This window comes from Streptomyces sp. I05A-00742, from assembly GCF_013055795.1.
Lineage (GTDB): Bacteria > Actinomycetota > Actinomycetes > Streptomycetales > Streptomycetaceae > Streptomyces.
The window spans coordinates 318,604-340,457 of sequence record NZ_JABETO010000003.1; the positions used below are offsets into that span (position 1 = coordinate 318,604).

The window sequence follows — 21,854 nt, forward strand, 5'->3', positions numbered from 1 at the left end:
CTCCATGCGCGCTTTCGACCGCACCGCCGCCACCCGCTTCCCCGTCGCCGTCGACGCCGCCCTGCGGGAGGCCGGCTGGCAGCCCGGCCGCTGGGACATCAAGGCCGCCGAGAAGTGGGCCGACGCCCTGCGCGCCCACGTCTCGCCCGCCGGGCACCGGCACACCGTCTTCCCGGCCGCCGTCGAGGCCTGGGCGGAGTTCGGCGGCCTGCGCATCACCGGGCCGGGGGCCGGCAAGCACATCGCGCCGACGCCGTTCCACATCGACCCGCTCCACGGGCTCCACCTCGCCCGGACCGTCGCGGACCTCGGGCGTGCCCTCGGCACCGAGGTGTGCCCCCTCGGCCAGGAGCTGGACGGCCAGGCCGTGCTCACCATCGACGCCCACGGGCGCGTCTACAGCCTCGACCACACCGGCGACTGGTATCTGGGCTCCGACATCGACCACGCGCTCGGCGCCCTCATCACGGGGACCCGTCCCGCACGGCTCTCCGCCGCGGGCTAGCCGGAGCCGCGGGCCGGCCGGAGCCGCCGGCTGAGCGGACGGGCGCGGAGCCGGACCAAGCCGCCGGACAGACGGGCGCGGACCCGAGCGGAACGGCCGGACGAGCGGACGGGCGCGGCCGCAAGCGGAACTCCCGGACGGGCGGACGAGCGGACTAGTGGACGAGCGGACAGGCGCGGGACAGGCCGGCACCGGCCGACGCCCCCGCCCCCACCCCTCACCCCACGCGCGTCACGCACACCCCGCGCACCCCACGCGCCTCACGCCGCGCTCGCGTCCGCCCCCTGGGCCGCGTCCGGAATCACCGCCGACACCCGGAAGCCGCCCCGCTCCGTCGGCCCGGACACGAACACGCCGCCCAGCGCCGTCACCCGTTCCCGCATGCCGATCAGGCCGTTGCCGCCGCTCGGCAGCCCCGCGTCCGTGCCGCCGCCCGACGGCCCGTTCTCCACCTGGAGCGCGACCTCGCCCTCCCGGTGGGCCACCCGCACCCGCGCCGCCGCGCCGGGAGCGTGCTTGTGCACGTTGGTCAGGGCCTCCTGCACCACCCGGTACGCGGTGCGCTCCACCCGCGCGGCATACGACCGCTGCTCCCCCTCGACGGAGAACTCCACGGCCATCCCGGCCTGCCGGGACTGCCCGACCAGATCCGCCAGCGCCCCCAGGCGCGGGCCGTCCGCACTGCTCGCGCTCAACGCGGCCTGGCTCTCCCGATGGGCCCCCCGCACCCGCGCGGAGGCCGCCGCGGCCACCGCCGCCAGCCGCTCCGGTTCCTGTGCGGCGGCCGGCTCCCCGGCCGTGCCGTCCGGCTTCGCCCGCAGCACGCCCAGCATCTCGCGCAGCTCGGTCAGCGCCTGCCGGCCCATGTCGCCGACCAGCCCGGCGTTCCGCGACGCCTTCTCCGGGTCCTTGAGGGCGACCGCCTGGAGCGCCGCCGCGTGCACCACCATCAGGGACACCCGGTGTGCCACCACGTCGTGCATCTCCCGGGCGATCCGCGTCCGTTCCTCGCTCCGGGCCCACTCGGCCCGCTCCTCGGCCCGCTCGGCCAGCAGCGACAGCTCGCGCTCCAGCCCGTCGGCCCGCTCCCGCAGGCTCTCCACCAGCCGCCGGCGCGCCCCCACATACATCCCGAGGAGCAGCGGCGGGGCCGTCATGCCCAGGGCCATCACCACCGAGAAGAGCAGCGCCGCCCCGAGGCCCGGCTGGTAGCCCGGCTGCGCCACGTCGCGGTGGAACCGGGCGGCGGCGACGACCAGGGTCCCCGCCATGGAGACGACCGCCAGCACGACGATGATCCGCCGCGGCGCGTCGGACGCGGCCAGGGTGTACAGCCCGACGACGCCGAGCAGGAAGCCCATCTCGGCCGGAGTGACGGCGATCGAGACCAGGACCACCGCGACCGGCCAGCGCCGCCGTACCAGCAGCGAGCCCCCGACCGGGACGCCGGCGAGCGCCCCCACCGCCCCCGGTGCCCCCACCTCATGAGCGAAGGCGATGCCCTCGAATATGCACTCGATCACTGACACCAGTGCCAGCACTACGTCCAATACCAGGCTCCGTCGCCTGGCCCACCACCACGGCCCCGCGGGAGCGCCCCGGGCGCCCGCGTCCGTGATTGCCCCCGTTGTGGTCATACCACCCAGACTACGGGTGGGGTCCAACCGATTTCGAAAAATGACAGCAACACGCAATCGACAGGGACGGAAGGATTCACCCCCCGCCCCGGCTCTCACCGGTCGCCATACCGTCGCACCGAAGGCCGGTGGTACGGCATAGTGTTGGGGGTCGAACGGGATCACTCGGCAGAGTGTCCGTTTCGGGCCGATATACCATCCCCTGTGGTGTAATCAGGCAGCACGTCAGATTTTGGTTCTGATTGTCCAGGTTCGAATCCTGGCAGGGGAGCATTCCGGTTCGGGTCCTGACCGCCCAGGTCAGGACCCTTCCGCGTTCCGGCCCTTCTACGCACCGGTATCCTGCGGGTGTCACCCCCTCGAAACCCCGAAGCCGAAGGGCCCACCCGTGAGCGCCAACCGCCCGGCAGCCGTCGTCGTTCTCGCAGCGGGTGAGGGCACCCGCATGAAGTCGGCGACTCCCAAGGTCCTGCACTCGATCTGCGGCCGGTCCCTCGTCGGGCACGTCGCCGCCGCCGCGCGCGAACTGGAGCCGGAGCAGCTCGTCGTGATCGTCGGGCACGCCCGGGAGCAGGTGTCCGCGCACCTCGGCGAGATCGACCCCGCCGCCCGCACCGCCGTCCAGCACGAGCAGAACGGCACCGGCCACGCGGTCCGCATGGGCCTGGAGGAGCTGTCCCGCGAGGGCATCCGCCCCGACGGCACCGTGATCGTCGTCTGCGGTGACACCCCCCTGCTCACCGGCGCCACCCTGAAGCGCCTCGCGGACACCCACGCCGCCGACGGGAACGCCGTGACGGTGCTGTCGGCGGAGGTCCCGGACTCCACCGGCTACGGGCGGATCGTGCGGGACGCCGCGACCGGCGCGGTGACCGAGATCGTCGAGCACAAGGACGCCACCGACGAGCAGCGGGCCATCCGCGAGATCAACTCCGGGGTGTTCGCGTTCGACGGCCGGCTGCTGGCCGACGCGCTGGGCAAGGTGCGGACGGACAACAGCCAGGGCGAGGAGTACCTGACCGACGTGCTCGGGATCCTCCGCGAGGCGGGGCACCGGGTGGGCGCGGCCGTCGCCGCCGACCACCGGGAGATCCTGGGGATCAACAACCGGGTCCAGCTGGCGGAGGCCCGCCGGCTGCTCAACGAGCGGCTGCTGCACGACGCGATGATGAGCGGCGTCACGGTCGTGGACCCGGCGACGACCTGGATCGACGTCACCGTGACGTTCGAGCCGGACGCGCTGGTGCAGCCCGGTACCCAGCTGCTGGGCGCGACGCACGTGGCCACGGGCGCCGAGGTCGGGCCGAACACCCGGCTGAAGGACACCACGGTCTCCGCGGGCGCGCGGGTGGACAACACCGTGGCGGAGGGCGCGCTGATCGGCGAGGGCGCCACCGTGGGCCCGTACGCCTATCTGCGGCCCGGTACGAAGCTCGGCCGCAAGTCGAAGGCCGGCGCGTACGTGGAGATGAAGAACGCCGAGGTCGGCGAGGGCACCAAGGTGCCGCACCTCTCCTACGTGGGCGACGCCACCATCGGCGACCACACCAACATCGGCGCGGCGAGCGTCTTCGTGAACTACGACGGTGTGAACAAGCACCACACGACGATCGGCTCGCACTGCCGCACCGGCTCGGACAACATGTTTGTTGCGCCGGTCACGATCGGGGACGGCGTGTACACCGCCGCCGGCTCCGTGATCACCAAGGATGTGCCCCCGGGTTCGCTCGCTGTCGCCCGTGGACAGCAGCGGAATATCCAGGGGTGGGTGGCTCGGAAGCGCCCGGGAAGCGCCGCCGCACAGGCCGCTTCCGCTGCTCTCCAGGAGCACGACGGGGAGCAGTGACCTGACAACGGGCACCTCGAACGGGGCGTACCGTGATAAGCGCACACAAAGCGACATCCAAGGAGACTGTGCTGTGACCGGGATCAAGACGACCGGCGAGAAGAAGCTGATGCTCTTCTCCGGCCGCGCCCACCCCGAGCTTGCCGAGGAGGTCGCGCACCAGCTGGGCGTCGGCCTGGTCCCGACCAAGGCATTCGACTTCGCCAACGGTGAGATCTACGTCCGGTTCCAGGAGTCCGCGCGCGGCGCCGACTGCTTCCTGATGCAGAGCCACACGGCCCCCATCAACAAGTGGGTCATGGAACAGCTGATCATGATCGATGCGCTGAAGCGGGCCTCGGCCCGGAGCATCACCGTGATCGTCCCGTTCTACGGCTACGCCCGCCAGGACAAGAAGCACCGCGGCCGCGAGCCGATCTCGGCCCGTCTCATCGCCGACCTGTTCAAGACCGCCGGCGCCGACCGCATCCTCACGGTCGACCTGCACACCGACCAGATCCAGGGCTTCTTCGACGGCCCGGTGGACCACCTGTTCGCGCTGCCGATCCTCGCGGACTACGTGGGCGCCAAGGTCGACCGCGACAAGCTGACGGTCGTCTCCCCCGACGCCGGCCGGGTGCGCGTCGCCGACCGCTGGTGCGACCGGCTGGGCGCCCCGCTGGCGATCGTGCACAAGCGCCGTGACAAGGATGTCGCCAACCAGGTCACGGTGCACGAGGTCGTCGGTGACGTGAAGGATCGTGTCTGCGTACTGGTGGACGACATGATCGACACCGGTGGCACCATCTGCGCCGCCGCGGACGCGCTGTTCGCCCACGGCGCCGCTGACGTCATCGTCACGGCCACCCACGGTGTGCTCTCCGGCCCGGCCGCGGACCGGCTGAAGAACTCCAAGGTGAGCGAGTTCGTGTTCACCAACACCCTGCCGACCCCGGGCGAGCTGGAGCTCGACAAGATCACGGTACTGTCGATCGCGCCGACGATCGCCCGCGCGGTGCGCGAGGTCTTCGAGGACGGTTCGGTGACGAGCCTCTTCGACGAGCAGGCGTAGGCACCTCGTAGATCCATTTCAGTGCGGCCTCCCGCACCGGGTAGACTCCTGGAGTTGCTCGGCGAGGGAGGCCGCACCGCTGATCCGGTGCGGCGGTCCGTTATCGACGCGCTCTTCGTAGCAGGCCGTTGTTGGGCCGGGTGACCGTGTCCGCCAACGATCCTCATGAGGAGTGCACCATGGCCGAGATCAAGCTCGCCGCCGCCGTCCGCACCGAGTTCGGCAAGGGCTCCGCCCGCCGCATCCGCCGCGCCAACCAGGTTCCCGCCGTCATCTACGGCCACGGTGGCGAGCCGGTCCACGTGTCCCTCCCGGGCCACGACCTGATGATGGCGCTCAAGAACTCCAACGTCCTGCTGTCCCTGGACATCGAGGGCCGCACCGAGCTGGTCATCCCCAAGCAGGTCCAGCGTGACGCGCTCAAGGGCTTCCTGGAGCACGTCGACCTGCTGGTCGTCGAGCGCGGCGAGAAGGTCACCGTCGAGATCCCGGTCCACACCGAGGGCGAGCTGGCCCCCGGCGGCAACCTGCTGGAGCACACCCTGACCGCCCTGCCGGTCGAGGCCGAGGCCACCCACATCCCCGAGGCCGTCACCGTCTCCATCGCGGGCCTGGAGGCCGGTGCCTCCGTCCTGGCCAAGGACGTCGTCCTGCCGGCCGGTTCCACGCTGGCCGTCGACGGCGAGACCGTCGTCCTGCACGTCGTCGCCGGCCAGTCCGCCCCCGCGGACGAGGCCACCGAGGGTGCCGAGGCCTGAGCCTCGCCTTTCTCTGCGACCGCCGCCCTGCTCCGCCGGAGCGGGGCGGCGGTTGGCGTATGAAGGAGTTATGCAGATGACGGACGGCATGAGCACGAGCCCCTGGCTGATCGTGGGCCTGGGCAACCCGGGTGCCGAGTACGCGGGGAACCGGCACAACGTGGGCTTCATGGTCGCGGACCTGCTCGCGGAGCGGATCGGCGCCAAGTTCAAGGCCCACAAGGCACGGGCGCAGGTCGTCGAGGGACGGCTGGGCGCGCCGGGCCCGTCGAGCCGCCGGGTGGTGATCGCCAAGCCCATGTCGTTCATGAACCTGTCCGGTGGCCCGGTGACCGCGCTGCGCGACTTCTACAAGGTGCCGGTGGAGCGGATCGTGGCGGTCCACGACGAGCTCGACATCGACTACGGCACGCTGCGGATCAAGCTGGGCGGGGGCGACAACGGCCACAACGGCCTGAAGTCGATCACCAAGGCGATGGGCCCCGACTACTGCCGGGTGCGGTTCGGGATCGGGCGGCCGCCGGGCCGGATGCAGGTCGCGGACTTCGTCCTGAAGGACTTCTCCTCCGTGGAGCGCAAGGAGCTCGACTACCAGGTGGACCGGGCCGCGGACGCGGTCGAGTCGCTGATCGTGGACGGGCTGGAGCGGGCGCAGAGCACCTACAACGGCTAGCGGGCCTCAGCCGGGCACGTCCATGCGCTGGGTGCCGACGACGGACAGCAGCCGCAGCGCCTCCTCGGAGCGCGAGCCGGGTGCGGCGGTGTAGATGACGACGCGCTGGTCGCGGTCGGCGATGTCGAGGACGTCGCAGTTGACGGAGACGGGGCCGACGAGCGGGTGCTGGAGCGTCGTGCACAGGGTCGGCTCGGCGCAGACGTCGTGCGAGGCCCACAACGCGGCGAACTCCTCGCTCCCCGCGAGGAGTTCGCCGATCAGCCCGGCGATCTCGGGGTCGTCGGGATAGCGGGCGGCGGTGGCCCGCAGGTGCTGGGCCGAGGTGCGGGCGAAGACGTCGGCGTCCGACAGGCCGTACAGCCGCCGGCCCTCCGGGTGGGGGCCGAGGAAGGCGCGGCGCACGAGGTTGCGGTCGCGCCGCGGGAGGGCGGAGAAGTCCTCCAGCAGCGCGGCGGCCAGCTCGTTCCAGGCGATCACCTCGTACGTCGCGGAGAGCACGACCGCGGCGGCCTGCGGCAGCCGGCGCAGAAGGTCGAGGATGCTCTGCCGCACCTCGCGCGAGGGTCCGGCCGGCGGCGCGGGCGGCGCTCCGGCGAGGTGGTGGAGGTGCGCGCGCTCGGCGTCCGACAGCCGCAGCGCGTGGGCGAGCCCGGCCAGGACCTCGCGCGACGGGCGGGGGCCGCGGGCCTGTTCCAGCCGAGTGTAGTACTCGGCGGAGATAAACGCCAACTGGGCCACTTCCTCGCGGCGGAGGCCGGGGGTGCGGCGGCGCGGGCCGACGGGCAGCCCGGCGTCGGCGGGGGCGATCCGTTCGCGCCTGCTGCGCAGGAAGCCGGCGAGTTCTCGTCTGTCCACGCCTCCAAGTGTGGCGGGGGTTCACCACCGTCAGCCAGGTACCACCGGTGCCTGGATCGGGTCCGCGGCCGGGCGCAGGCTCGTCTCCATGAACAACGTCTCCACGAACAACACGGACCACACCGATCACCCCACCGGACAGGGCCTGCTGACCGGCAAGGTCGCCTTCATCACCGGCGCCGGGCGCGGCATCGGCGCCGCCGCGGCGCGGCTCTTCGCCCGGGAGGGCGCCCGGCTGCTCCTCGCGGCCCGTACGGAAGCCCAGTTGAGGGCCGTGACGGAGGAGGTCGGGGCGGCGGGCGGCACCGCGGCGTACATGGTGTGCGACCTCGCCGACCCGGCGGCCGCACGCACCGCCGTCGACCGTACCGTCGAGCTGTACGGACGGCTCGACATCGCGTTCAACAACGGCGCGACGGGCATACCGCCCGGCCCGCTGGACGAGGTGCGGGAGGACGACTTCGACCACGTCTACGCCGTGAACCTGAAGGGCACCTGGCTGGCCATGGCCGCCGAGGTGGCCGCGATCCGGGCCACCGCCGGGACGGGTGCCATCGTCAACACGTCCAGCGTCGGGAGCCTGATGGGCAATCCGGAACTGCCCGCGTACGGGGCGATGAAGCGGGCGGTCAACAGCCTGACCGAGTCCGCCGCCGTCACCTACGGCCCGGAGGGCATCCGCGTCAACGCCATCGCCCCCGGGACGACACTGACCGAGATGCTGCGCGGCTGGGACGACCGGTCGCCCGGCGTCATCGAGCGGCTCAATGCGCGGACCCCGCTGCGCCGCGCGGCGGACCCGGACGAGATCGCCCAGGCCGCCGCGTGGCTGCTCAGTGACCGCGCCTCCTATGTGACCGGCACGGTCCTGCGGGTGGACGGCGGGATGCGGGCCTGAGCCCGGACCACCCGGGGGTCAGCCGGTGTTGCGGAGGCCCGCCGCCACGCCGTTCACGGTGAGCAGCAGGGCCCTCGCCAGCAGCGGGTCGGGGGCCTCGCCGCGCTTCGCCGCCTCCCGCTGCCGGTGCAGGAGGGTCACCTGGAGGTACGAGATCGGGTCCAGGTAGGCGTCCCTGATGTGGAAGGTCTGGCGCAGGACCGGGCTGGAGTCGAGCAGTTCGCGCTCGCCCGTGATGCGCAGCACCTCCTGCACCGTGAGCTCGTGCTCGGCCTCGATCATGTCGAAGACGTGCTTGAGCTCGTCGGGCACCAGGGTGTCGACGTAGTGCCGCGCGATGCGCAGGTCGGTCTTGGCGAGGGTCATCTCGACGTTGGAGAGGAAGTTCCGGAAGAAGTGCCAGTGGGAGTGCATCTCTTCCAGGACCGTGTCGAGTCCGGCCTCGCGGGCGGCCTTGAGGCCGGAGCCGACGCCGTACCAGCCGGGGACGATCTGCCGGGACTGGGTCCAGCCGAACACCCAGGGGATGGCCCGGAGCCCGTCGAGGCCGGCGCCGGAGTCCGGGCGGCGGGAGGGCCGGGAGCCGAGGTGGAGCTCGGCGAGCTGGTCCACCGGGGTGGCGGCGAAGAAGTACGCGGGCAGGTCGGGGTCCTCGACGAGCCGCCGGTACGCGCCGTGCGCCGCGTCCGACACCGTGTCCATGGCCGCGTCCCAGCGGGCCAACGCCTCGTCGGACTGGCGGGGCGCGGTGTGCAGGGCGGACGCCTGGAGGGTGGCGGCGACGGTCAGTTCCAGGTTCTCCCGGGCCAGGGCCGGGATGAGGTACTTGTCGGAGATGACCTCGCCCTGCTCGGTGACCTTGATCTCGCCGTCGAGGGTGCCCCAGGGCTGGGCGAGGATCGCGTCGTGGGTGGGGCCGCCGCCGCGGCCGACCGTGCCGCCGCGGCCGTGGAAGAGCCGCAGCCGGACGCCGTAGCGGTGGGCGACGTCGCGCAGCCTCCGCTGGGCGCGGTGGATCTCCCACTGGCTGGTGGTGATGCCGCCGAACTTGGAGGAGTCGGAGTAGCCGAGCATGACCTCCTGGACATCCCCGCGGAGGGCGACGAGCCGCCGGTAGGAGGGGTCGGCGAGCATGTCGTCGAGGATCCGGTCGGCTTCCCTGAGCTCGTCGGTGGTCTCCAGCAGCGGGACGATGCCGATCTTCGCCCAGCCGCCGTGCAGGTCGACGAGGCCGGCCTCGCGGGCGAGCACGGCGGCGGCGAAGACGTCGTCGGCGCCCTGGCACATGGAGATGATGTACGACTCGACGACCTCGGGGCCGAAGCGCTGGAGGGCCTCGCGGACGGTGTGGAAGACGCCGAGGGTCTTGGCGCCGGCCGCGTCGAGCGGCGCCGGGCTGGGGGCCAGCGGCCGGCGGGAGCGCAGTTCCTTGGCGAGGAGCTTGCGGCGGTAGTCGCGCGGCATGTCGGCGTAGCGCCAGGATTCCTCGCCGAGCCGGTCGAAGAGCTGGCCGAGGGCGTGGTGGTGGGCGTCGGCGTGCTCGCGGACGTCCAGGGTGGCCAGGTGGAGGCCGAACGCGGCGAGGGTGCGCAGGGCGCGCTCCAGGCGGCCGTCGGCGATGAGGCCGCCGCGGTGGGCGCGCAGCGAGTCCTGGATCAGCTGGAGGTCGGCGAGCAGGTCGGCGGTGCCGAGGTAGTCGCGGCCCTCCTGGTGGGGGGTGTTGTGGGCCAGGCGCTCACGGGTGTTGAGGAGCTTCTGGCGGACGCAGGTGGCCTTGAGCCGGTAGGGCTCCTCGGCGTTGAGGCGCTTGTAGCGGGGGCTGATCTCCGGGAGGAGTTCGAGGTCGCGCTGGAGCGAGGTGAGGAGTTCCTCGGAGGCGCCGCTGTTGCGGATGGAGTTGGAGAGGGCCACGCGCAGCTTGTCGACGAGCTCGACGGCGTCGGTGATGCCGTGCTCGTGCTGGAGGATGAGCACGTCCCAGGTCACCTGCGGGGTGACATTGGGGTTGCCGTCGCGGTCGCCGCCGATCCAGGTGCCGAAGGTCAGCGGGCGGGTGGTGGCGGGCAGCGGGACGCCGACCCGGTCCAGCTCGGCGGCCAGGTCCTCCAGGACGTCGCCGACGGCGCCGGTGTGCAGCTCGTCCAGGTAGTAGATGGCGTTGCGGGCCTCGTCGGTGGGCTCCGGGCGGGCGACGCGGAGCTCGTCCGTCTGCCACAGGAGGTCGATGTTCTCGGCGAGGCGGAGGTCGGTGCGGCGCTTCTCGCCCTCACCGCCGGCCTGCTGGCCCAGCAGCTCGGCGATGCGCAGGAGCTTGTTGAGGACACTGCGGCGGGCGGCCTCGGTGGGGTGCGCGGTGAAGACGGGGCGTACGCCGAGGTGCTCGACGGCCTGCTTCAGGTGGTCGGGGTCGGCGTCCTTCAGACGGTCCGCCGTGCGGGCGAGGATCGAGCCCTCCGCGTCGCGCTTGGCGCCGAGCTCCCGGGCGCGGTGCACCTGCTCCGTGACGTTGGCCAGGTGGAAGTAGGTGGAGAAGGCGCGCACCAGCTTGGCGGCGGTCTGCGGGTCGGTCCCGCCGAGCAGCCGGGCGGCGGCCTCGCCGTCGGTCCGGGTGAGCGCGCGGACCTGTTCGACCAGGGCGAGCAGATCCTCGCCCTCCTGGCGGACCAGGGTCTCGCCCAGGAGATCACCGAGGCGGCGGATGTCGGCGCGCAGGGCGGCGCTGCGCTGTGCTTCGAGGCTGGTGGGGTCGGCACTGCTCACAGGTGCTGCTCCTAGCGGTGTATCCGAGCACGTCTGGAGGGGTGGCGGACCGCGCTGTCCGACGCCCACCAGCATAGGTCGCCACCCGACGCGCCTGGTGGCCGACAGCCCTCTTGCCCCGCGCCGGGGCCCTGCCATACTTACGTTGCCGTAGGTTACGGAACCGTAGCCAGCCCCCGACCCCCACGAGGAATCCATGACTGCAAGCCCCGACGTGATCGAGGACGTGCCGAAGGCCCAGGAAGCCGCCCCGCCCCCCGTTGCCACGTTGGGTGGTGACAGCAAGCGCTCGATCGAACAGATCACCCTGCTGCTGTTCATCACCCTCCCTTTCCTCGCGCTGCTCGCCGCGGTACCGCTCGCCTGGGGCTGGGGGGTGAGCTGGCTGGATCTGGGGCTGCTGGTGGCGATGTACTTCATCGGCTGCCACGGCATCACGATCGGCTTCCACCGCTACTTCACCCATGGATCGTTCAAGGCGAAGCGCCCGCTGCGGATCGCTCTCGCGGTCATGGGCTCCCTGGCCGTGGAGGGGCCGGTGGTGCGCTGGGTGGCGGACCACCGCAAACACCACAAGTTCTCCGACGCCGAGGGCGACCCGCACTCCCCGTGGCGCTTCGGTGAGACCGTCCCGGCGCTGATGAAGGGCCTGTGGTGGGCGCACATCGGCTGGATGTTCGACGAGGAGCAGACGCCGCAGCAGAAGTACGCCCCGGATCTGATCAAGGACCCGGCGATCCGTGCCGTCTCCCGCCAGTTCGTCCTGTGGACGACGGTGTCGCTGCTGATCCCGCCGGTGGTGGGCGGTCTGGCCACCTGGTCCTGGCAGGGCGCGGTGACGGCGTTCTTCTGGGGTTCGCTGGTCCGGGTGGCGCTGCTGCACCACGTGACGTGGTCGATCAACTCGATCTGCCACGCCGTCGGCAAGCGTCCCTTCAAGTCGCGTGACCGCTCCGGGAACGTCTGGTGGCTGGCGATCCTGTCCTGCGGCGAGTCCTGGCACAACCTGCACCACGCCGACCCCACGTCGGCGCGGCACGGGGTGCTGCGCGGGCAGCTGGACTCCAGCGCCCGGCTCATCCGCTGGTTCGAGAAGGCCGGCTGGGCCTACGACGTGCGCTGGCCCGACGCGAGCCGCATCGAGTCCCGGCGCAAGCCCCGGTCCGCCGAAGGGGCCGGTCAGGAGGCCGAGCGGGAGAAGGGGGACGCCGCTCAGGCGGCATGATGGACGGCGTGGCGATCGACAGCAGAACCTCCGGTAAGAAGGACCTGACCCCCGCCCAGGGGGCCAGACGCACCCGTCGGGTGCGGATGACCGGCGCCGAGCGCCGTGAGCAATTGCTGGACATCGGTCGCACACTCTTCGCCGAGCGGGGGTTCGAGGGCACGTCGGTGGAGGAGATCGCGGCCAAGGCCGGGGTCTCCAAGCCCGTGGTGTACGAGCACTTCGGCGGCAAGGAGGGGCTGTACGCAGTGGTCGTCGACCGCGAGATGCGCCAGCTCCTCGACATGGTGACCGGTGCCCTCACCGCGGGCCACCCCCGGGAGCTCCTGGAGCAGGCCGCCTTCGCCCTGCTCGACTACATCGAGTCCTTCACGGACGGCTTCCGCATCCTCGTCCGCGACTCCCCCGTGGCCCAGTCGACCGGCACCTTCGCCTCCCTGATCAGCGATATCGCCACACAGGTGGAGGACATCCTCGGGCACGAGTTCAAGACCCGGGGCTTCGACCAGAAGCTGGCCCCGCTCTACGCCCAGGCCCTCGTGGGCATGGTCGCCCTCACCGGCCAGTGGTGGCTCGACGTCCGCAAGCCCAAGAAGGCCGAGGTCGCCGCCCATCTGGTGAACCTCGCCTGGCACGGCCTGGACGGCCTGGAGCAGCGGCCCCGGCTGGTGGGCCACCGCAAGAGCTGACGCCACGGGGGCGGCGCGGGCGGTCGGCCAGTTCCGCGACGCTACGAGCCCCCCGTCGAGCACGACGGCCCATCAGCCCCTCGTCATACGAAAGAGTGATCGGATCGCAGGTCCTCCCTCAGCCCGCGGGCGGTTTCCGTGCCACCACGAAGATCCGCCGGAACGGGAAGACCGTCCCGTGCGGCCCCGGTGGGTATGCCTCGCGGAGCAGGGCCGCGTACTCGGCCAGGAAGGTGTCGCGTTCGGCCGGGTCGTCGGCGAGGGCGGTGAGGACGGGGCGGAGGCCGGTGCCTTTGATCCAGTCGAGGACGGGGTCGGGGCCGGGGAGGAGGTGGAGGTAGGTGGTCTCCCAGGCGTCGACGGTGAGGCCGAGGTCGGTGAGGAGGGTGAGGTAGGCGGCGGGGGTGAGGACGTGGTCGGGGCCGCGGGCGGTGTCGGCGAGGCGGGTGCGCCAGTGTGGGGTGGCGCACAGGCGGCGCAGCGTGGTGTGGGAGGGCGCGTCCTGGTTGCCGGGCACCTGGAAGGCGAGGACGCCACCGGGGGTGAGGGCGTCCGTCCAGGCGGGGAAGGACGCGGTGTGGTCGGGCACCCACTGGAGCAGGGCGTTGGAGACGAGCAGGTCGAGGGGGCTGTCCGGGGTCCAGTCGGCCGCGTCGGCGGCGGCGAAGGAGGTCCGGCCGCCGCCGGCGTTCTCCCCCGCGTGGGCCGCTGCCTCGCGCAGCATCTCCGGGGAGTTGTCGAGCCCGGTGATGTCGGCGTCGGGCCAGCGGTCGGCGAGCAGGGCGGTGACGTTGCCGGCGCCGCAGCCGAGGTCCACGATCCGGGCCGGGCCGGGGCCGGGGAGAGCGGGAATGCGGGCGAGGAGGTCGAGGAAGGGGCGGGTGCGGTGACCGGAGTGGCGGAGGTACTGCTGGGGGTCCCAGGTGGGGGTGGGATGCATCGGAGTCTCCCGGGTGCGGAGAACGCAGGAGTCGCTGTGGCCCAGGATGCTCCCGCTATATCTTGACGTCAAGAGACTTCATGTCGACAGACCCACTACACTGATCCCATGGAGGACGAGGTCGATCGGCTGGTCGCAGCATGGCGCCGGGAGCGCCCGGACCTCGACGTGGAACCGCTGGAGGTGCTGAGCCGGGTCAGCAGGCTCGCCCGCCACCTCGACCGCGCCCGGCGGATCGCGTTCGCCGAGCACCACCTGGAGCCCTGGGAGTTCGACGTCCTGACGTCGCTGCGCCGGGCCGGGCCGCCGTACCAGCTGTCGCCCGGGCAGCTGCTGACCCAGACTCTGGTGACCTCCGGCACCATGACCAACCGCATCGACCGGCTCGCCAAGAAGGGCCTGGTCCGGCGGGAGCCGGACCCCAACGACCGGCGCGGCGTCCTGGTGCGGCTGACCGAGGAGGGACAGGACCGCGCGGACGAGGCGCTCGCCGGGCTGCTCGCCCAGGAGCGCGCGATCCTCGCCGAGCTCTCCACGGCTCAGCGCGTCGAACTGGCCGCTCTGCTACGCCAGTTGACCGCCCCGTTCGACAACGTCCCCGGTTAGGTCGACCGGACCCACCCCGGCCCTGCGCGCCAGCGCCACCGCGGCGAGCGTGGAGTGCACCCCCAGCTTGCCCAGCACGTTCTGCATATGCGTACGCACCGTGTGCGGGGAGAGATAGAGCCGCTCGGCCACGGCCTTGCGGCCGAGCCCGGCCACCATGCAGCGCAGCACCTCCCGCTCGCGCGGGGTGAGCGACTCCACCAGGCGCTCGCTCTCGGTGCGGTGCTTGCGCGCGGCCGTCAGCTCCCGCAGCACGCCCGTCAGCAGGGCGGGCGGCAGATGCGTCTCGTCCCGCAGCACGCCCCGTATGACCGCGAGCAGTCGCGAGAGCGAACAGTCCTTCGCCACCCAGCCGCCGGCCCCGGCCTGGAGCGCGGCCGCCGCCCGGCGCGGATCGTCCCGCTCGGCCAGGACCACCGTCCGTACGCCGGGATGACCCGTGCGCACCCCGGCCACCAGCGAGATCCCGTCCACCACACCCTCGGGCTGTCCCGGGACCGGACGGCCGGGAGGCCGCCGCTGCTCCGGGACCCGGGCCGCTTCCGCGGCCGACGCGCCCAGATCCGCGTCGATCAGCAGGACGTCGAAGCGACGCCCTTCCACCGCCGCGCGCTCCAGCGCGCGCAGTGCCGCCGGCCCGCTGCCGGCCGCCGAGACGTCCACGTCCTGCTCGGCCGCGAGGGCGGCGGCGAGCGACTCGGCGAAGATGCGGTGGTCGTCGACCACCAATACCCGAATACGTGCCACAACCACCCCCAAATCCGGGGAGGCGTGCAGTGCGGGTACGGCGCCCGGTACCGGAGCCGTCGCACACGCACGGCCGCCGCCGTGCCCTGACAACTACCCCACCCCGGGCGTCGTACCTGCCTGTCTCGCCCCCTGATCGGCGTCGGCCCCCACCGACGCTGTGCTCAGCGTACGGCCGGGGTCCGACAACGGAAGCCGATTCGCAAAACTGCTTGACCCAGATGTTTATGGTGAGCTTTATGTTCAGTATTGAGGCAGTGAACGACACCGAACGACACGATGTGGTTGATCAGCGGCTCACCGCCGACAACGCCGATCGGTCGCCCGTGATGCGCTCGCTGCGCGACACCCCGGCCGACGACGACGTCCCCCTGGAGGTCTACGCCACCGACGGGGACGGGGAGTTGGCGGCCGGACTGGTCGGCCGCGTCCAGTACCACTGGCTGCACGTCGACCTCCTGTGGGTCGACGCCCGGCACCGCGGCACCGGGCTCGGCAGCCGGCTCGTGGCCCGTGCCGAGGAGACCGCCCGCGACCGCCACGGCTGCGTCGGCAGCCGGGTGGAGACCTGGGACTTCCAGGCGCCGGACTTCTACCGCAAGCTGGGCTACCGGGTGGTGGCCACGGTGGAGGACTACCCTCCGGGCGTCACCGAGTACACATTGATCAAGTCCCTTGCCCCGAAGGGCTGAACGGTCCGGCTTCGGCCGGGGGCCGACCGCCCTCCCCGTGCCGGCCCGCGCCCTCCCCCGCCGTCACCGGGAAGACGGCAGGCGCCGTGAAGCGGGCGGACGCGAAGGCGTCGGCGACGGCCCGCTCCACCCCGGCCGCCCGGTCCTCCTCCACCAGCACGATCGCCGAGCCGCCGAAGCCGCCGCCGGTCATCCGCGCGCCCAGGGCGCCCGCCGCGCGGGCGGCGGTGACCACCAGGTCCAGTTCCGGGCACGAGACGGCGAAGTCGTCGCGCAGCGAGGCGTGCCCGGCGGTGAGCAGCGGCCCGGCCGCCCGTAGCTCCCCGGCGGCCAGCAGGGCGGCCACCCGGGCCACCCGTTCGTTCTCCGTGACGACGTGGCGGACCACCGGCCGCAGCTCCGGCCGCAACGCTGCGAGCGCGTCCGGCAGTTGCGCGGCCTCGACGTCCCGCAGGGCGCGTACGCCCAGCGCCCGCGCGCCCGCCTCGCACGCGGCGCGGCGCGCCGCGTACGCGCCGTCCGCGAGCGCGTGCCGCCTGCCGACGTCGGCGACCAGCAGCCGCAGCCCGTGCGCGGCGGGGTCGAACGGCAGGTGGCGGAGGGTGAGATCGCGGGTGTCCAGGTGGAGCGCGTGTCCCGCGACAGAGCACGCGGACGCGGTCTGGTCCATGATCCCGCAGGGCACGCCGACGAAGGCGTTCTCCGCATGCCGTGCCAGCGCGGCGAGTTCGGCGCGGGAGGGCCGGTGGCCGTGGAGTTCGGTGACGGCCAGGGCCGTGGCGATCTCCAGGGCGGCGGAGGACGACAGACCGGCCCCCTGCGGCACGTCGCTCTCCACGTGCAGATCCGCCCCTCCCACGGCGAGGCCCGCCTCGCGCAGGGCCCAGACGACGCCCGCCGGGTAGGCGGCCCAGCCCCGGACCGCGCCCGGCGCGAGCCCGGCCACCCGGAGCGCGGTCACGCCACCGCCGGCCCCGGCCGAGTGCAGGCGCAGCAGCCCGTCCCCGCGGGCGGCGGCGGCCACGCGGGTGCGGTGGGGCAGGGCGATCGGCAGCACGTGGCCGTCGTTGTAGTCGGTGTGCTCGCCGATGAGGTTGACGCGGCCGGGCGCCGCCCACACCCCGGCCGGTTCGGCGCCGAACACGGCGCGGAAGCCGGCCGCCGGGTTCACCGCGGCTCCGCGCGGCGGGCGAACTCCCAGGCGTCCGCGATGATCCCGGCCAGCTCCGGACGCCGCGGCTTCCAGCCGAGGACCGTGCGGGCGCGCTCGGCGGAGGCGACCAGCACGGCCGGGTCGCCCGGCCTGCGGGGGCCGGTGCGGTGCGGGACGGGGTGGCCGGTGACCGCGCGGGCGGTCTCGACGACCTCGTGGACCGAGAAGCCGTTGCCGTTGCCGAGGTTGCAGACCAGGTGCTCGCCGGGGCGCGCGGCGGCCAGCGCGAGCAGGTGGGCCTCGGCGAGGTCGGCGACGTGGAGGTAGTCGCGCACACAGGTGCCGTCGGGGGTCGGGTAGTCGTCGCCGTGCACCACGATCTCCGCGCGCCCGCCGAGTGCCACCTGGAGGACGAGCGGGATGAGGTGCGTCTCCGGGTCGTGGCGCTCGCCGTACCGGCCGTGCGCGCCCGCCACGTTGAAGTAGCGCAGCGAGACGGCGGCGAGGCCGTGGGCGGCGCACTCGCCGGCGATCATGTGGTCGACGGCGAGCTTCGAGGCGCCGTAGGGGTTGGTGGGGGTGGTGGGGTCGGTCTCCGTCAGGGGGAGGACGGAGCCCGGGTCGCCGTAGGTGGCGGCGGTGGAGGAGAAGACCAGGGTGCGGACGTCCGCGGCCCGCATGGCGTCGAGCAGGTCGAGGGTGCCGCCGACGTTGTTGCGCCAGTACTTCTCCGGAGCGGTGACCGACTCCCCGACCTGTGAACAGGCGGCGAAGTGCAGGACGGCGTCGTAGGAGCCGTCCAGCCAGCGCCCGGCGTCCTGGACGCGCCCCTCGATGAACTCCGCGCCCTCCGGGACGGCGTCGCGGTGGCCGGTCGAGAGGTCGTCGAGCACGGTCACGGCGTGCCCGGCGGCCAGCAGGTGGTCCGCGACGACGCTGCCGATATAGCCCGCGCCGCCCGTGACCAGGCACTTGCTCGTGTTCATGCGGTTGCCGCCTCTCGCAGTCGCTCGGCCGCGGTCTCCGGCGGCACGTCGTTGATGAACACGTTCATGCCGGATTCGGAACCCGCGAGGAATTTGAGCTTGCCGGGAGCCCGTCGGACGGTGAAGAGCTCGGCGTGGAGCGCGAATTCACTCCTGAGGGGGTGGCGCACGGGCGCCTGGTGCCAGCCGGAGATGTACGGGGTGGGCGGCGCGCCCGGGCCGAAGAGGCGGTCGAAGCGGCGCAGCAGCTCCCGGTGGACGCCCGGCAGCTCGGCGCGGGCCGCCGGGCCGAGGGCGGGCAGGTCCGGCACCCGCCGCCGGGGGTACAGGTGCACCTCGTACGGCCAGCGGGCGGCGTACGGCACGAAGGCCGTCCAGTGCTCGGCGGCCAGGACGACCCGGCTCCCGTCGGCCTCCTCGCGGGCCACGGTGTCGTCGAACAGGTTGCGTCCGCCGGTGCGCTCCCGGTGCGCCGCGAGGGAGGCGAGGGCCCGTCCGGTGCGCGGGGTGACGAAGGGGTAGGCGTAGATCTGGCCGTGCGGGTGGGCGAGGGTGACGCCGATCTCGGCGCCCCTGTTCTCGAAGCAGAAGATCTGGGCGACACCCGGGCGGGCCGACAGCTCGGCCGTCCGGTCGGTCCACGCGGCCAGGACGAGAGCGGCCCGCCCGTCGTCCAGCTCCGCGGCGGAGCCGTGGTGATCGGCGCTGAAGCAGACCACCTCGCAGCGGCCTGCCGGGCCGGTGAGGGCCGGGAAGCGGTTCTCGAAGACGGCCACCTCGTAGTCGGCGGCCGGGATCTCCGTGAGCCGGCCCGGCCGGGACGGGCAGAGCGGGCAGGCGTCGGGCGGCGGGAGGTGGGTGCGCCCCTGACGGTGCGGGGCGATGACGACGGTGTCGCCGAGCAGCGGGTCGGTACGCAGCTCGGTGCCGCGGGTCGCGGCGGGGGCGGTGTCGGGGGCGGGACCTGGAACGACGCTGGGGCCGGCGTCCGGGCGGGCGCCCGGGTCGACGCCCGGACCCGGCGGCCCCGGCCGGCCGCCGTCCGCGGCGTCATGGACCCCGTCGTCCCGCGCGGCGGTACCGTCCGGCGCGTCGTCGCCCCGCGCGGCACCCTCCCGCGCGTCCCGCGCGCCCTCGTCCCGTGCGGCGTAGAAAAACAGCTCGCGGCCGTCGGCGAGCCGGGTGGCCGTTCTCTTCATTTCGGCACTCTGCCCGCGCGTACCGCCCGGCACACCGGCACCGCGGCAGGCCGCGGGTCAGCTGCCGGGCCGGCCACCCACCGTGCCCCGGGTGACGACGGGGGGCTGGCTGCCGGCGGCGCGGTCGAGCAGGCCGGTGCGGGCGGCGAGGGCGGCGGCCTCCAGGCGGGAGCCGACGCCGAGCTTCATCAGCACTCGCTGGACGTGGGTCCGGGCCGTGCTGGGCGCTATGCCCATGCCGGCCGCGATCAGCCGGGTGTCCTCGCCCTCGGCGACCCGCACCAGGACCTCGACCTCGCGCGGGGTCAGCAGCTGGAGCAGCCGGGCCCCCTCGTCGTCGGGCTGGGCCGCCGGGTTGAGGAGTTCGGTGAACGCGCCCTGGAGCAGCTGGGGGTCGACCGCGGCCTCGCCGGCGCGGGCCTTCATCATGGCCCGTTCGACGCCCTCGATGCGCTCGTTGTGCCGCACGTAGCCGGAGGCGCCGGCGGCGAAGGCGGCCGCGATGCCGAGCGGGCTCGGCACCGGGCCGAGCACCACGACGGCGACCTGGGGACGCTCCCGTTTGATCCGGACGACCGGCTCGAACGCACCGGGCTCCGCCGGGGCGGCCGTGCCCAGCAGGCACACCTCGGGTGCGCGGCTCACCACCAGATCGGCCGCCCCCGCGCTCGGCGCGGCCGCGGCCAGCACCCTGTGCCCCCGCAACTTCAGCGCCGAGGCGAGCGCCTCGGCCAGCAGTCGGTGGTCGTCGACCACCATGAGCCGCACGCCCATGCGCTGCCCCCCTGTCGCCCGCGTACGTCTCTCGTCGCCCTCTTGCCCCCGGAAGCTACACGCTTGTTCGACGTTCCGCGCCCCCTACTCGTGAGAAGTCCCCCGGAATGCCGAAATCCCTGCCAATCACGTGTACTTCGCGTCTGAAACGGATCGTTCAGGCATGTACGCGTGATGGACAGGGATACGGCGCGGAGCGCTCGCGAAATGATCAGCGAGCGGCCGGACGATCACCGCCGGAGGGGCTGGGAACAGCGTCCCGGCCACCCGTCGGAGGGATCACTCGGCCCCCCAGATCATGGCCAGGTACTCCTTGCCCTCGTTGACCACGCTGGGCCGGTGGAGGTACTTCCGGCCCAGATAGAGCCTGCCCTGGGACCAGATCGCCGGCTCGAAAAGTGGCGAGATCTGGCTCTCGGTCCGCTGCGAGGCGACCGGGTTCTTCAGCAGCACCGTCGACGCGAAGGTCTGCGGGTCGATGCGCACCACGGTGCCGCCCGCGCGCCAGCCGGCGGTCTGGTAGGCGATGAGCGCGCCGTCCTTGTCGACGTTCAGCGGCACCAGGTTGGAGCTGACGCGGCCGTCGGCCTTGCCCTTCGTCCGCCCGTCGGCCAGGTTGAACCCGACGATCTCGTTGACGCGGCCGACCTCGTCCGCCTTGCCCGTCTGGTGCTCGTCCGTGGGCAGGTACAGCGTGTCCTTGCCGACGGCCAGCTTGGTGCAGGACTCGACCCCGCTGGAGGAGCAGCGCGGCTGGTACTTGCCGCTCTCCGTGGAGACCTTGCTGCGCAGCTTGCCGTCCGTGCCGCTGTCGTCGATGGCCATGAAGTCCGAGACGCCGGTGCCGCTGTGGTCACCCGCGTTGACGCCGATGACCAGTGGGTCGGTCGACACCACACGCACCTTGTCGATGCCGTTCGGTACCTTGAAGTTGGACTTGATCTTGCCGTTCGCCGGGTCGAGCGTCTGGACCTTCATCTGCGGGCGCTCGTAGTCGCCGCAGCGCCGGACCGCGACGAGCTTGGTGCCGCCGCCGTAGCCCTCGTCCTTGCAGGTGTCCTCGGGCCTGGGCTTCCACAGCTCCTTGCCGCCGTCCAGCGTCCAGGCGGCGCCGCCGTGGATGCTGCCCGCGGCGACGGTGCCACCGCCGACGGTGACGTCATCGAACTGGATCACCCGGTCATCGAGTTTGACCGACTTCTGCCACAGTTTCTTGCCGTTGTTCAGGTCCAGGGCCACGATCTGGTTGCACGGCCCGCCGTAGCGGTTCTTGTCGCTGGGCGGCGACTCCTCGACGACGATCGCCGTCCTGCCGTCGGCGGTGACGTGCTTGGGCGCCCAGCAGATGTCGCCGTCGAGGGGGATCTCCCACTGCTTGCCGCCGGTGAGCCCGTAGCCGACGACCTTGTCGAGGTCGCTCTTGGCGAAGACCTTGTCGGTGACCCACATGCCGGCGGCGGGCCGGCTGTCCTTGACCACCTGCTGGTCGACGCCGAAGAGCAGCTTGCCGTCCTTGGACTTGGGGGCCTCCGTCCCCTTGCCCCCGTTCTTGCCGCCCTGCTCCTTCTTCCCGCCCTTCTCGTGGGCGGAGTTGGTGGTCTCGTCGTCCTTGCCGTCACCGCCCTGGGTGGCGAACCAGACGCCGCCGGCGACGGCGAGCACCAGCGCCGTGACGGCGCTGACGATGACCGTCATCCGCTTCTTCGAGCCACCGGAGGACGGCGCGGGCGGGGCCGGGTAGCCCGCCCCGTACTGCGGGAACGGCCCGCCGGGCGGCGGCGCGCCCGGGCCGGACGGGCCCGGGTAGCCGTAGCCCCCGGGCGCGGGCGGCGGGGCCTGGGGGGCGCCGGGCGGCGG

At 72.8% G+C, this 21,854-nt stretch carries 20 protein-coding genes and 1 tRNA gene; 11 read left to right on the forward strand and 10 right to left on the reverse strand.

The window, feature by feature from the left end; translation table 11 throughout:
- Positions 1 to 4: 4 nt before the first annotated feature.
- Positions 5 to 505, forward strand: a complete 501-nt coding sequence (locus HN013_RS04765; protein ID WP_171163252.1) for an SUKH-3 domain-containing protein — start codon at positions 5 to 7, stop codon at positions 503 to 505.
- A gap of 260 nt (positions 506 to 765) precedes the next feature.
- Here HN013_RS04765 and HN013_RS04770 read toward each other — a convergent pair whose 3' ends face one another.
- Complete coding sequence (locus tag HN013_RS04770) at positions 766 to 2,142, reverse strand: sensor histidine kinase (protein ID WP_171163254.1); 1,377 nt, start codon at positions 2,140 to 2,142, stop codon at positions 766 to 768.
- 198 nt (positions 2,143 to 2,340) lie between these two features.
- Here HN013_RS04770 and HN013_RS04775 point away from each other — a divergent pair.
- The 5 genes from HN013_RS04775 (at position 2,341) to pth (ending at position 6,470) form a co-directional block, all read left to right on the forward strand.
- Positions 2,341 to 2,413, forward strand: a tRNA-Gln gene (locus HN013_RS04775).
- Positions 2,414 to 2,530: 117 nt separating this feature from the next.
- On the forward strand, positions 2,531 to 3,988 hold the full coding sequence (glmU, locus tag HN013_RS04780) for a bifunctional UDP-N-acetylglucosamine diphosphorylase/glucosamine-1-phosphate N-acetyltransferase GlmU (RefSeq protein ID WP_171163256.1): 1,458 nt from the start codon (positions 2,531 to 2,533) through the stop codon (positions 3,986 to 3,988).
- Between the two features lie 73 nt (positions 3,989 to 4,061).
- Complete coding sequence (locus HN013_RS04785) at positions 4,062 to 5,039, forward strand: ribose-phosphate diphosphokinase (protein WP_171163258.1); 978 nt, start codon at positions 4,062 to 4,064, stop codon at positions 5,037 to 5,039.
- Between the two features lie 179 nt (positions 5,040 to 5,218).
- Positions 5,219 to 5,797 carry a 50S ribosomal protein L25/general stress protein Ctc gene (locus tag HN013_RS04790; RefSeq protein WP_171163260.1) on the forward strand — a complete coding sequence of 193 codons (579 nt, stop codon included), beginning with the start codon at positions 5,219 to 5,221 and terminating at the stop codon, positions 5,795 to 5,797.
- Positions 5,798 to 5,873: 76 nt separating this feature from the next.
- Positions 5,874 to 6,470, forward strand: a complete 597-nt coding sequence (gene pth / locus HN013_RS04795; protein WP_171163262.1) for an aminoacyl-tRNA hydrolase — start codon at positions 5,874 to 5,876, stop codon at positions 6,468 to 6,470.
- Between the two features lie 6 nt (positions 6,471 to 6,476).
- Here pth and HN013_RS04800 read toward each other — a convergent pair whose 3' ends face one another.
- A complete protein-coding gene (locus HN013_RS04800; RefSeq protein WP_171163264.1) occupies positions 6,477 to 7,328 on the reverse strand; it encodes a helix-turn-helix domain-containing protein in 852 nt (283 codons plus the stop codon).
- An 88-nt stretch (positions 7,329 to 7,416) separates the two neighbouring features.
- Here HN013_RS04800 and HN013_RS04805 point away from each other — a divergent pair, with 88 nt between their 5' ends.
- A complete protein-coding gene (locus tag HN013_RS04805) occupies positions 7,417 to 8,226 on the forward strand; it encodes an SDR family NAD(P)-dependent oxidoreductase (RefSeq protein WP_171163266.1) in 810 nt (269 codons plus the stop codon).
- Positions 8,227 to 8,244: 18 nt separating this feature from the next.
- Here the strand turns inward: HN013_RS04805 and ppc are convergent, their stop codons facing one another.
- The gene (ppc, locus tag HN013_RS04810) at positions 8,245 to 10,986 is read right to left on the reverse strand and encodes a phosphoenolpyruvate carboxylase (RefSeq protein ID WP_171163268.1); all 2,742 of its coding nucleotides are present in this window, start codon (positions 10,984 to 10,986) and stop codon (positions 8,245 to 8,247) included.
- 196 nt (positions 10,987 to 11,182) lie between these two features.
- On the opposite strand from ppc, the gene HN013_RS04815 reads away from it, so the two are divergent.
- Entirely contained in the window at positions 11,183 to 12,211 is a 1,029-nt protein-coding gene (locus HN013_RS04815) for an acyl-CoA desaturase (protein ID WP_171163270.1), read from the forward strand.
- Complete coding sequence (locus HN013_RS04820; protein ID WP_171163325.1) at positions 12,211 to 12,900, forward strand: TetR/AcrR family transcriptional regulator; 690 nt, start codon at positions 12,211 to 12,213, stop codon at positions 12,898 to 12,900. Before HN013_RS04815 ends, HN013_RS04820 begins: the two co-directional genes overlap by 1 nt.
- Positions 12,901 to 13,018: 118 nt before the next feature.
- Here the strand turns inward: HN013_RS04820 and HN013_RS04825 are convergent, their stop codons facing one another.
- On the reverse strand, positions 13,019 to 13,840 hold the full coding sequence (locus HN013_RS04825; protein WP_171163272.1) for a trans-aconitate 2-methyltransferase: 822 nt from the start codon (positions 13,838 to 13,840) through the stop codon (positions 13,019 to 13,021).
- A 108-nt stretch (positions 13,841 to 13,948) separates the two neighbouring features.
- Here HN013_RS04825 and HN013_RS04830 point away from each other — a divergent pair, with 108 nt between their 5' ends.
- Positions 13,949 to 14,446, forward strand: a complete 498-nt coding sequence (locus tag HN013_RS04830) for a MarR family winged helix-turn-helix transcriptional regulator (RefSeq protein ID WP_171163275.1) — start codon at positions 13,949 to 13,951, stop codon at positions 14,444 to 14,446.
- Here HN013_RS04830 and HN013_RS04835 read toward each other — a convergent pair.
- Positions 14,405 to 15,193 (reverse strand): response regulator transcription factor, encoded by a 789-nt coding sequence (locus tag HN013_RS04835; RefSeq protein ID WP_312018497.1) that lies wholly within the window; start codon positions 15,191 to 15,193, stop codon positions 14,405 to 14,407. The genes HN013_RS04830 and HN013_RS04835 overlap by 42 nt on opposite strands.
- A 239-nt stretch (positions 15,194 to 15,432) precedes the next feature.
- Between HN013_RS04835 and HN013_RS04840 the strand changes: the two genes are divergently transcribed.
- Positions 15,433 to 15,885, forward strand: coding sequence for an N-acetyltransferase (locus HN013_RS04840; RefSeq protein WP_171163279.1), 453 nt, complete (start codon positions 15,433 to 15,435; stop codon positions 15,883 to 15,885).
- Here the strand turns inward: HN013_RS04840 and galK are convergent.
- From galK to HN013_RS04865, 5 genes are all read right to left on the reverse strand, one after another.
- Positions 15,860 to 17,056 (reverse strand): galactokinase, encoded by a 1,197-nt coding sequence (gene galK, locus HN013_RS04845; RefSeq protein ID WP_171163281.1) that lies wholly within the window; start codon positions 17,054 to 17,056, stop codon positions 15,860 to 15,862. The two genes, HN013_RS04840 and galK, sit on opposite strands and share 26 nt — an antisense overlap.
- Positions 17,053 to 18,024, reverse strand: a complete 972-nt coding sequence (galE, locus tag HN013_RS04850; protein WP_171163283.1) for a UDP-glucose 4-epimerase GalE — start codon at positions 18,022 to 18,024, stop codon at positions 17,053 to 17,055. Before galE ends, galK begins: the two co-directional genes overlap by 4 nt.
- Entirely contained in the window at positions 18,021 to 19,223 is a 1,203-nt protein-coding gene (gene galT / locus HN013_RS04855; protein WP_249374712.1) for a galactose-1-phosphate uridylyltransferase, read from the reverse strand. The genes galE and galT overlap by 4 nt, the downstream gene beginning before the upstream one ends.
- A gap of 57 nt (positions 19,224 to 19,280) precedes the next feature.
- A complete protein-coding gene (locus HN013_RS04860) occupies positions 19,281 to 19,997 on the reverse strand; it encodes a response regulator transcription factor (protein WP_171163285.1) in 717 nt (238 codons plus the stop codon).
- Between the two features lie 279 nt (positions 19,998 to 20,276).
- Positions 20,277 to 21,854: PQQ-binding-like beta-propeller repeat protein (locus HN013_RS04865; protein ID WP_171163287.1), on the reverse strand; the 1,578-nt coding region annotated here is incomplete at its 5' end.

Excerpts from the sequence above, each read along its gene's own strand:
- HN013_RS04860 (WP_171163285.1), bottom strand. The coding sequence starts at position 19,997 with ATGGGCGTGCGGCTCATGGTGGTCGACGACCACCGACTGCTGGCCGAG.
- HN013_RS04770 (WP_171163254.1), bottom strand. The coding sequence starts at position 2,142 with ATGACCACAACGGGGGCAATCACGGACGCGGGCGCCCGGGGCGCTCCC.
- galT (WP_249374712.1), bottom strand. The coding sequence starts at position 19,223 with ATGAAGAGAACGGCCACCCGGCTCGCCGACGGCCGCGAGCTGTTTTTC.
- HN013_RS04765 (WP_171163252.1), top strand. The coding sequence starts at position 5 with ATGCGCGCTTTCGACCGCACCGCCGCCACCCGCTTCCCCGTCGCCGTC.
- HN013_RS04790 (WP_171163260.1), top strand. The coding sequence starts at position 5,219 with ATGGCCGAGATCAAGCTCGCCGCCGCCGTCCGCACCGAGTTCGGCAAG.
- HN013_RS04830 (WP_171163275.1), top strand. The coding sequence starts at position 13,949 with ATGGAGGACGAGGTCGATCGGCTGGTCGCAGCATGGCGCCGGGAGCGC.
- HN013_RS04840 (WP_171163279.1), top strand. The coding sequence starts at position 15,433 with ATGTTCAGTATTGAGGCAGTGAACGACACCGAACGACACGATGTGGTT.
- galE (WP_171163283.1), bottom strand. The coding sequence starts at position 18,024 with ATGAACACGAGCAAGTGCCTGGTCACGGGCGGCGCGGGCTATATCGGC.
- HN013_RS04820 (WP_171163325.1), top strand. The coding sequence starts at position 12,211 with ATGGACGGCGTGGCGATCGACAGCAGAACCTCCGGTAAGAAGGACCTG.
- HN013_RS04825 (WP_171163272.1), bottom strand. The coding sequence starts at position 13,840 with ATGCATCCCACCCCCACCTGGGACCCCCAGCAGTACCTCCGCCACTCC.
- HN013_RS04805 (WP_171163266.1), top strand. The coding sequence starts at position 7,417 with ATGAACAACGTCTCCACGAACAACACGGACCACACCGATCACCCCACC.
- HN013_RS04815 (WP_171163270.1), top strand. The coding sequence starts at position 11,183 with ATGACTGCAAGCCCCGACGTGATCGAGGACGTGCCGAAGGCCCAGGAA.
- pth (WP_171163262.1), top strand. The coding sequence starts at position 5,874 with ATGACGGACGGCATGAGCACGAGCCCCTGGCTGATCGTGGGCCTGGGC.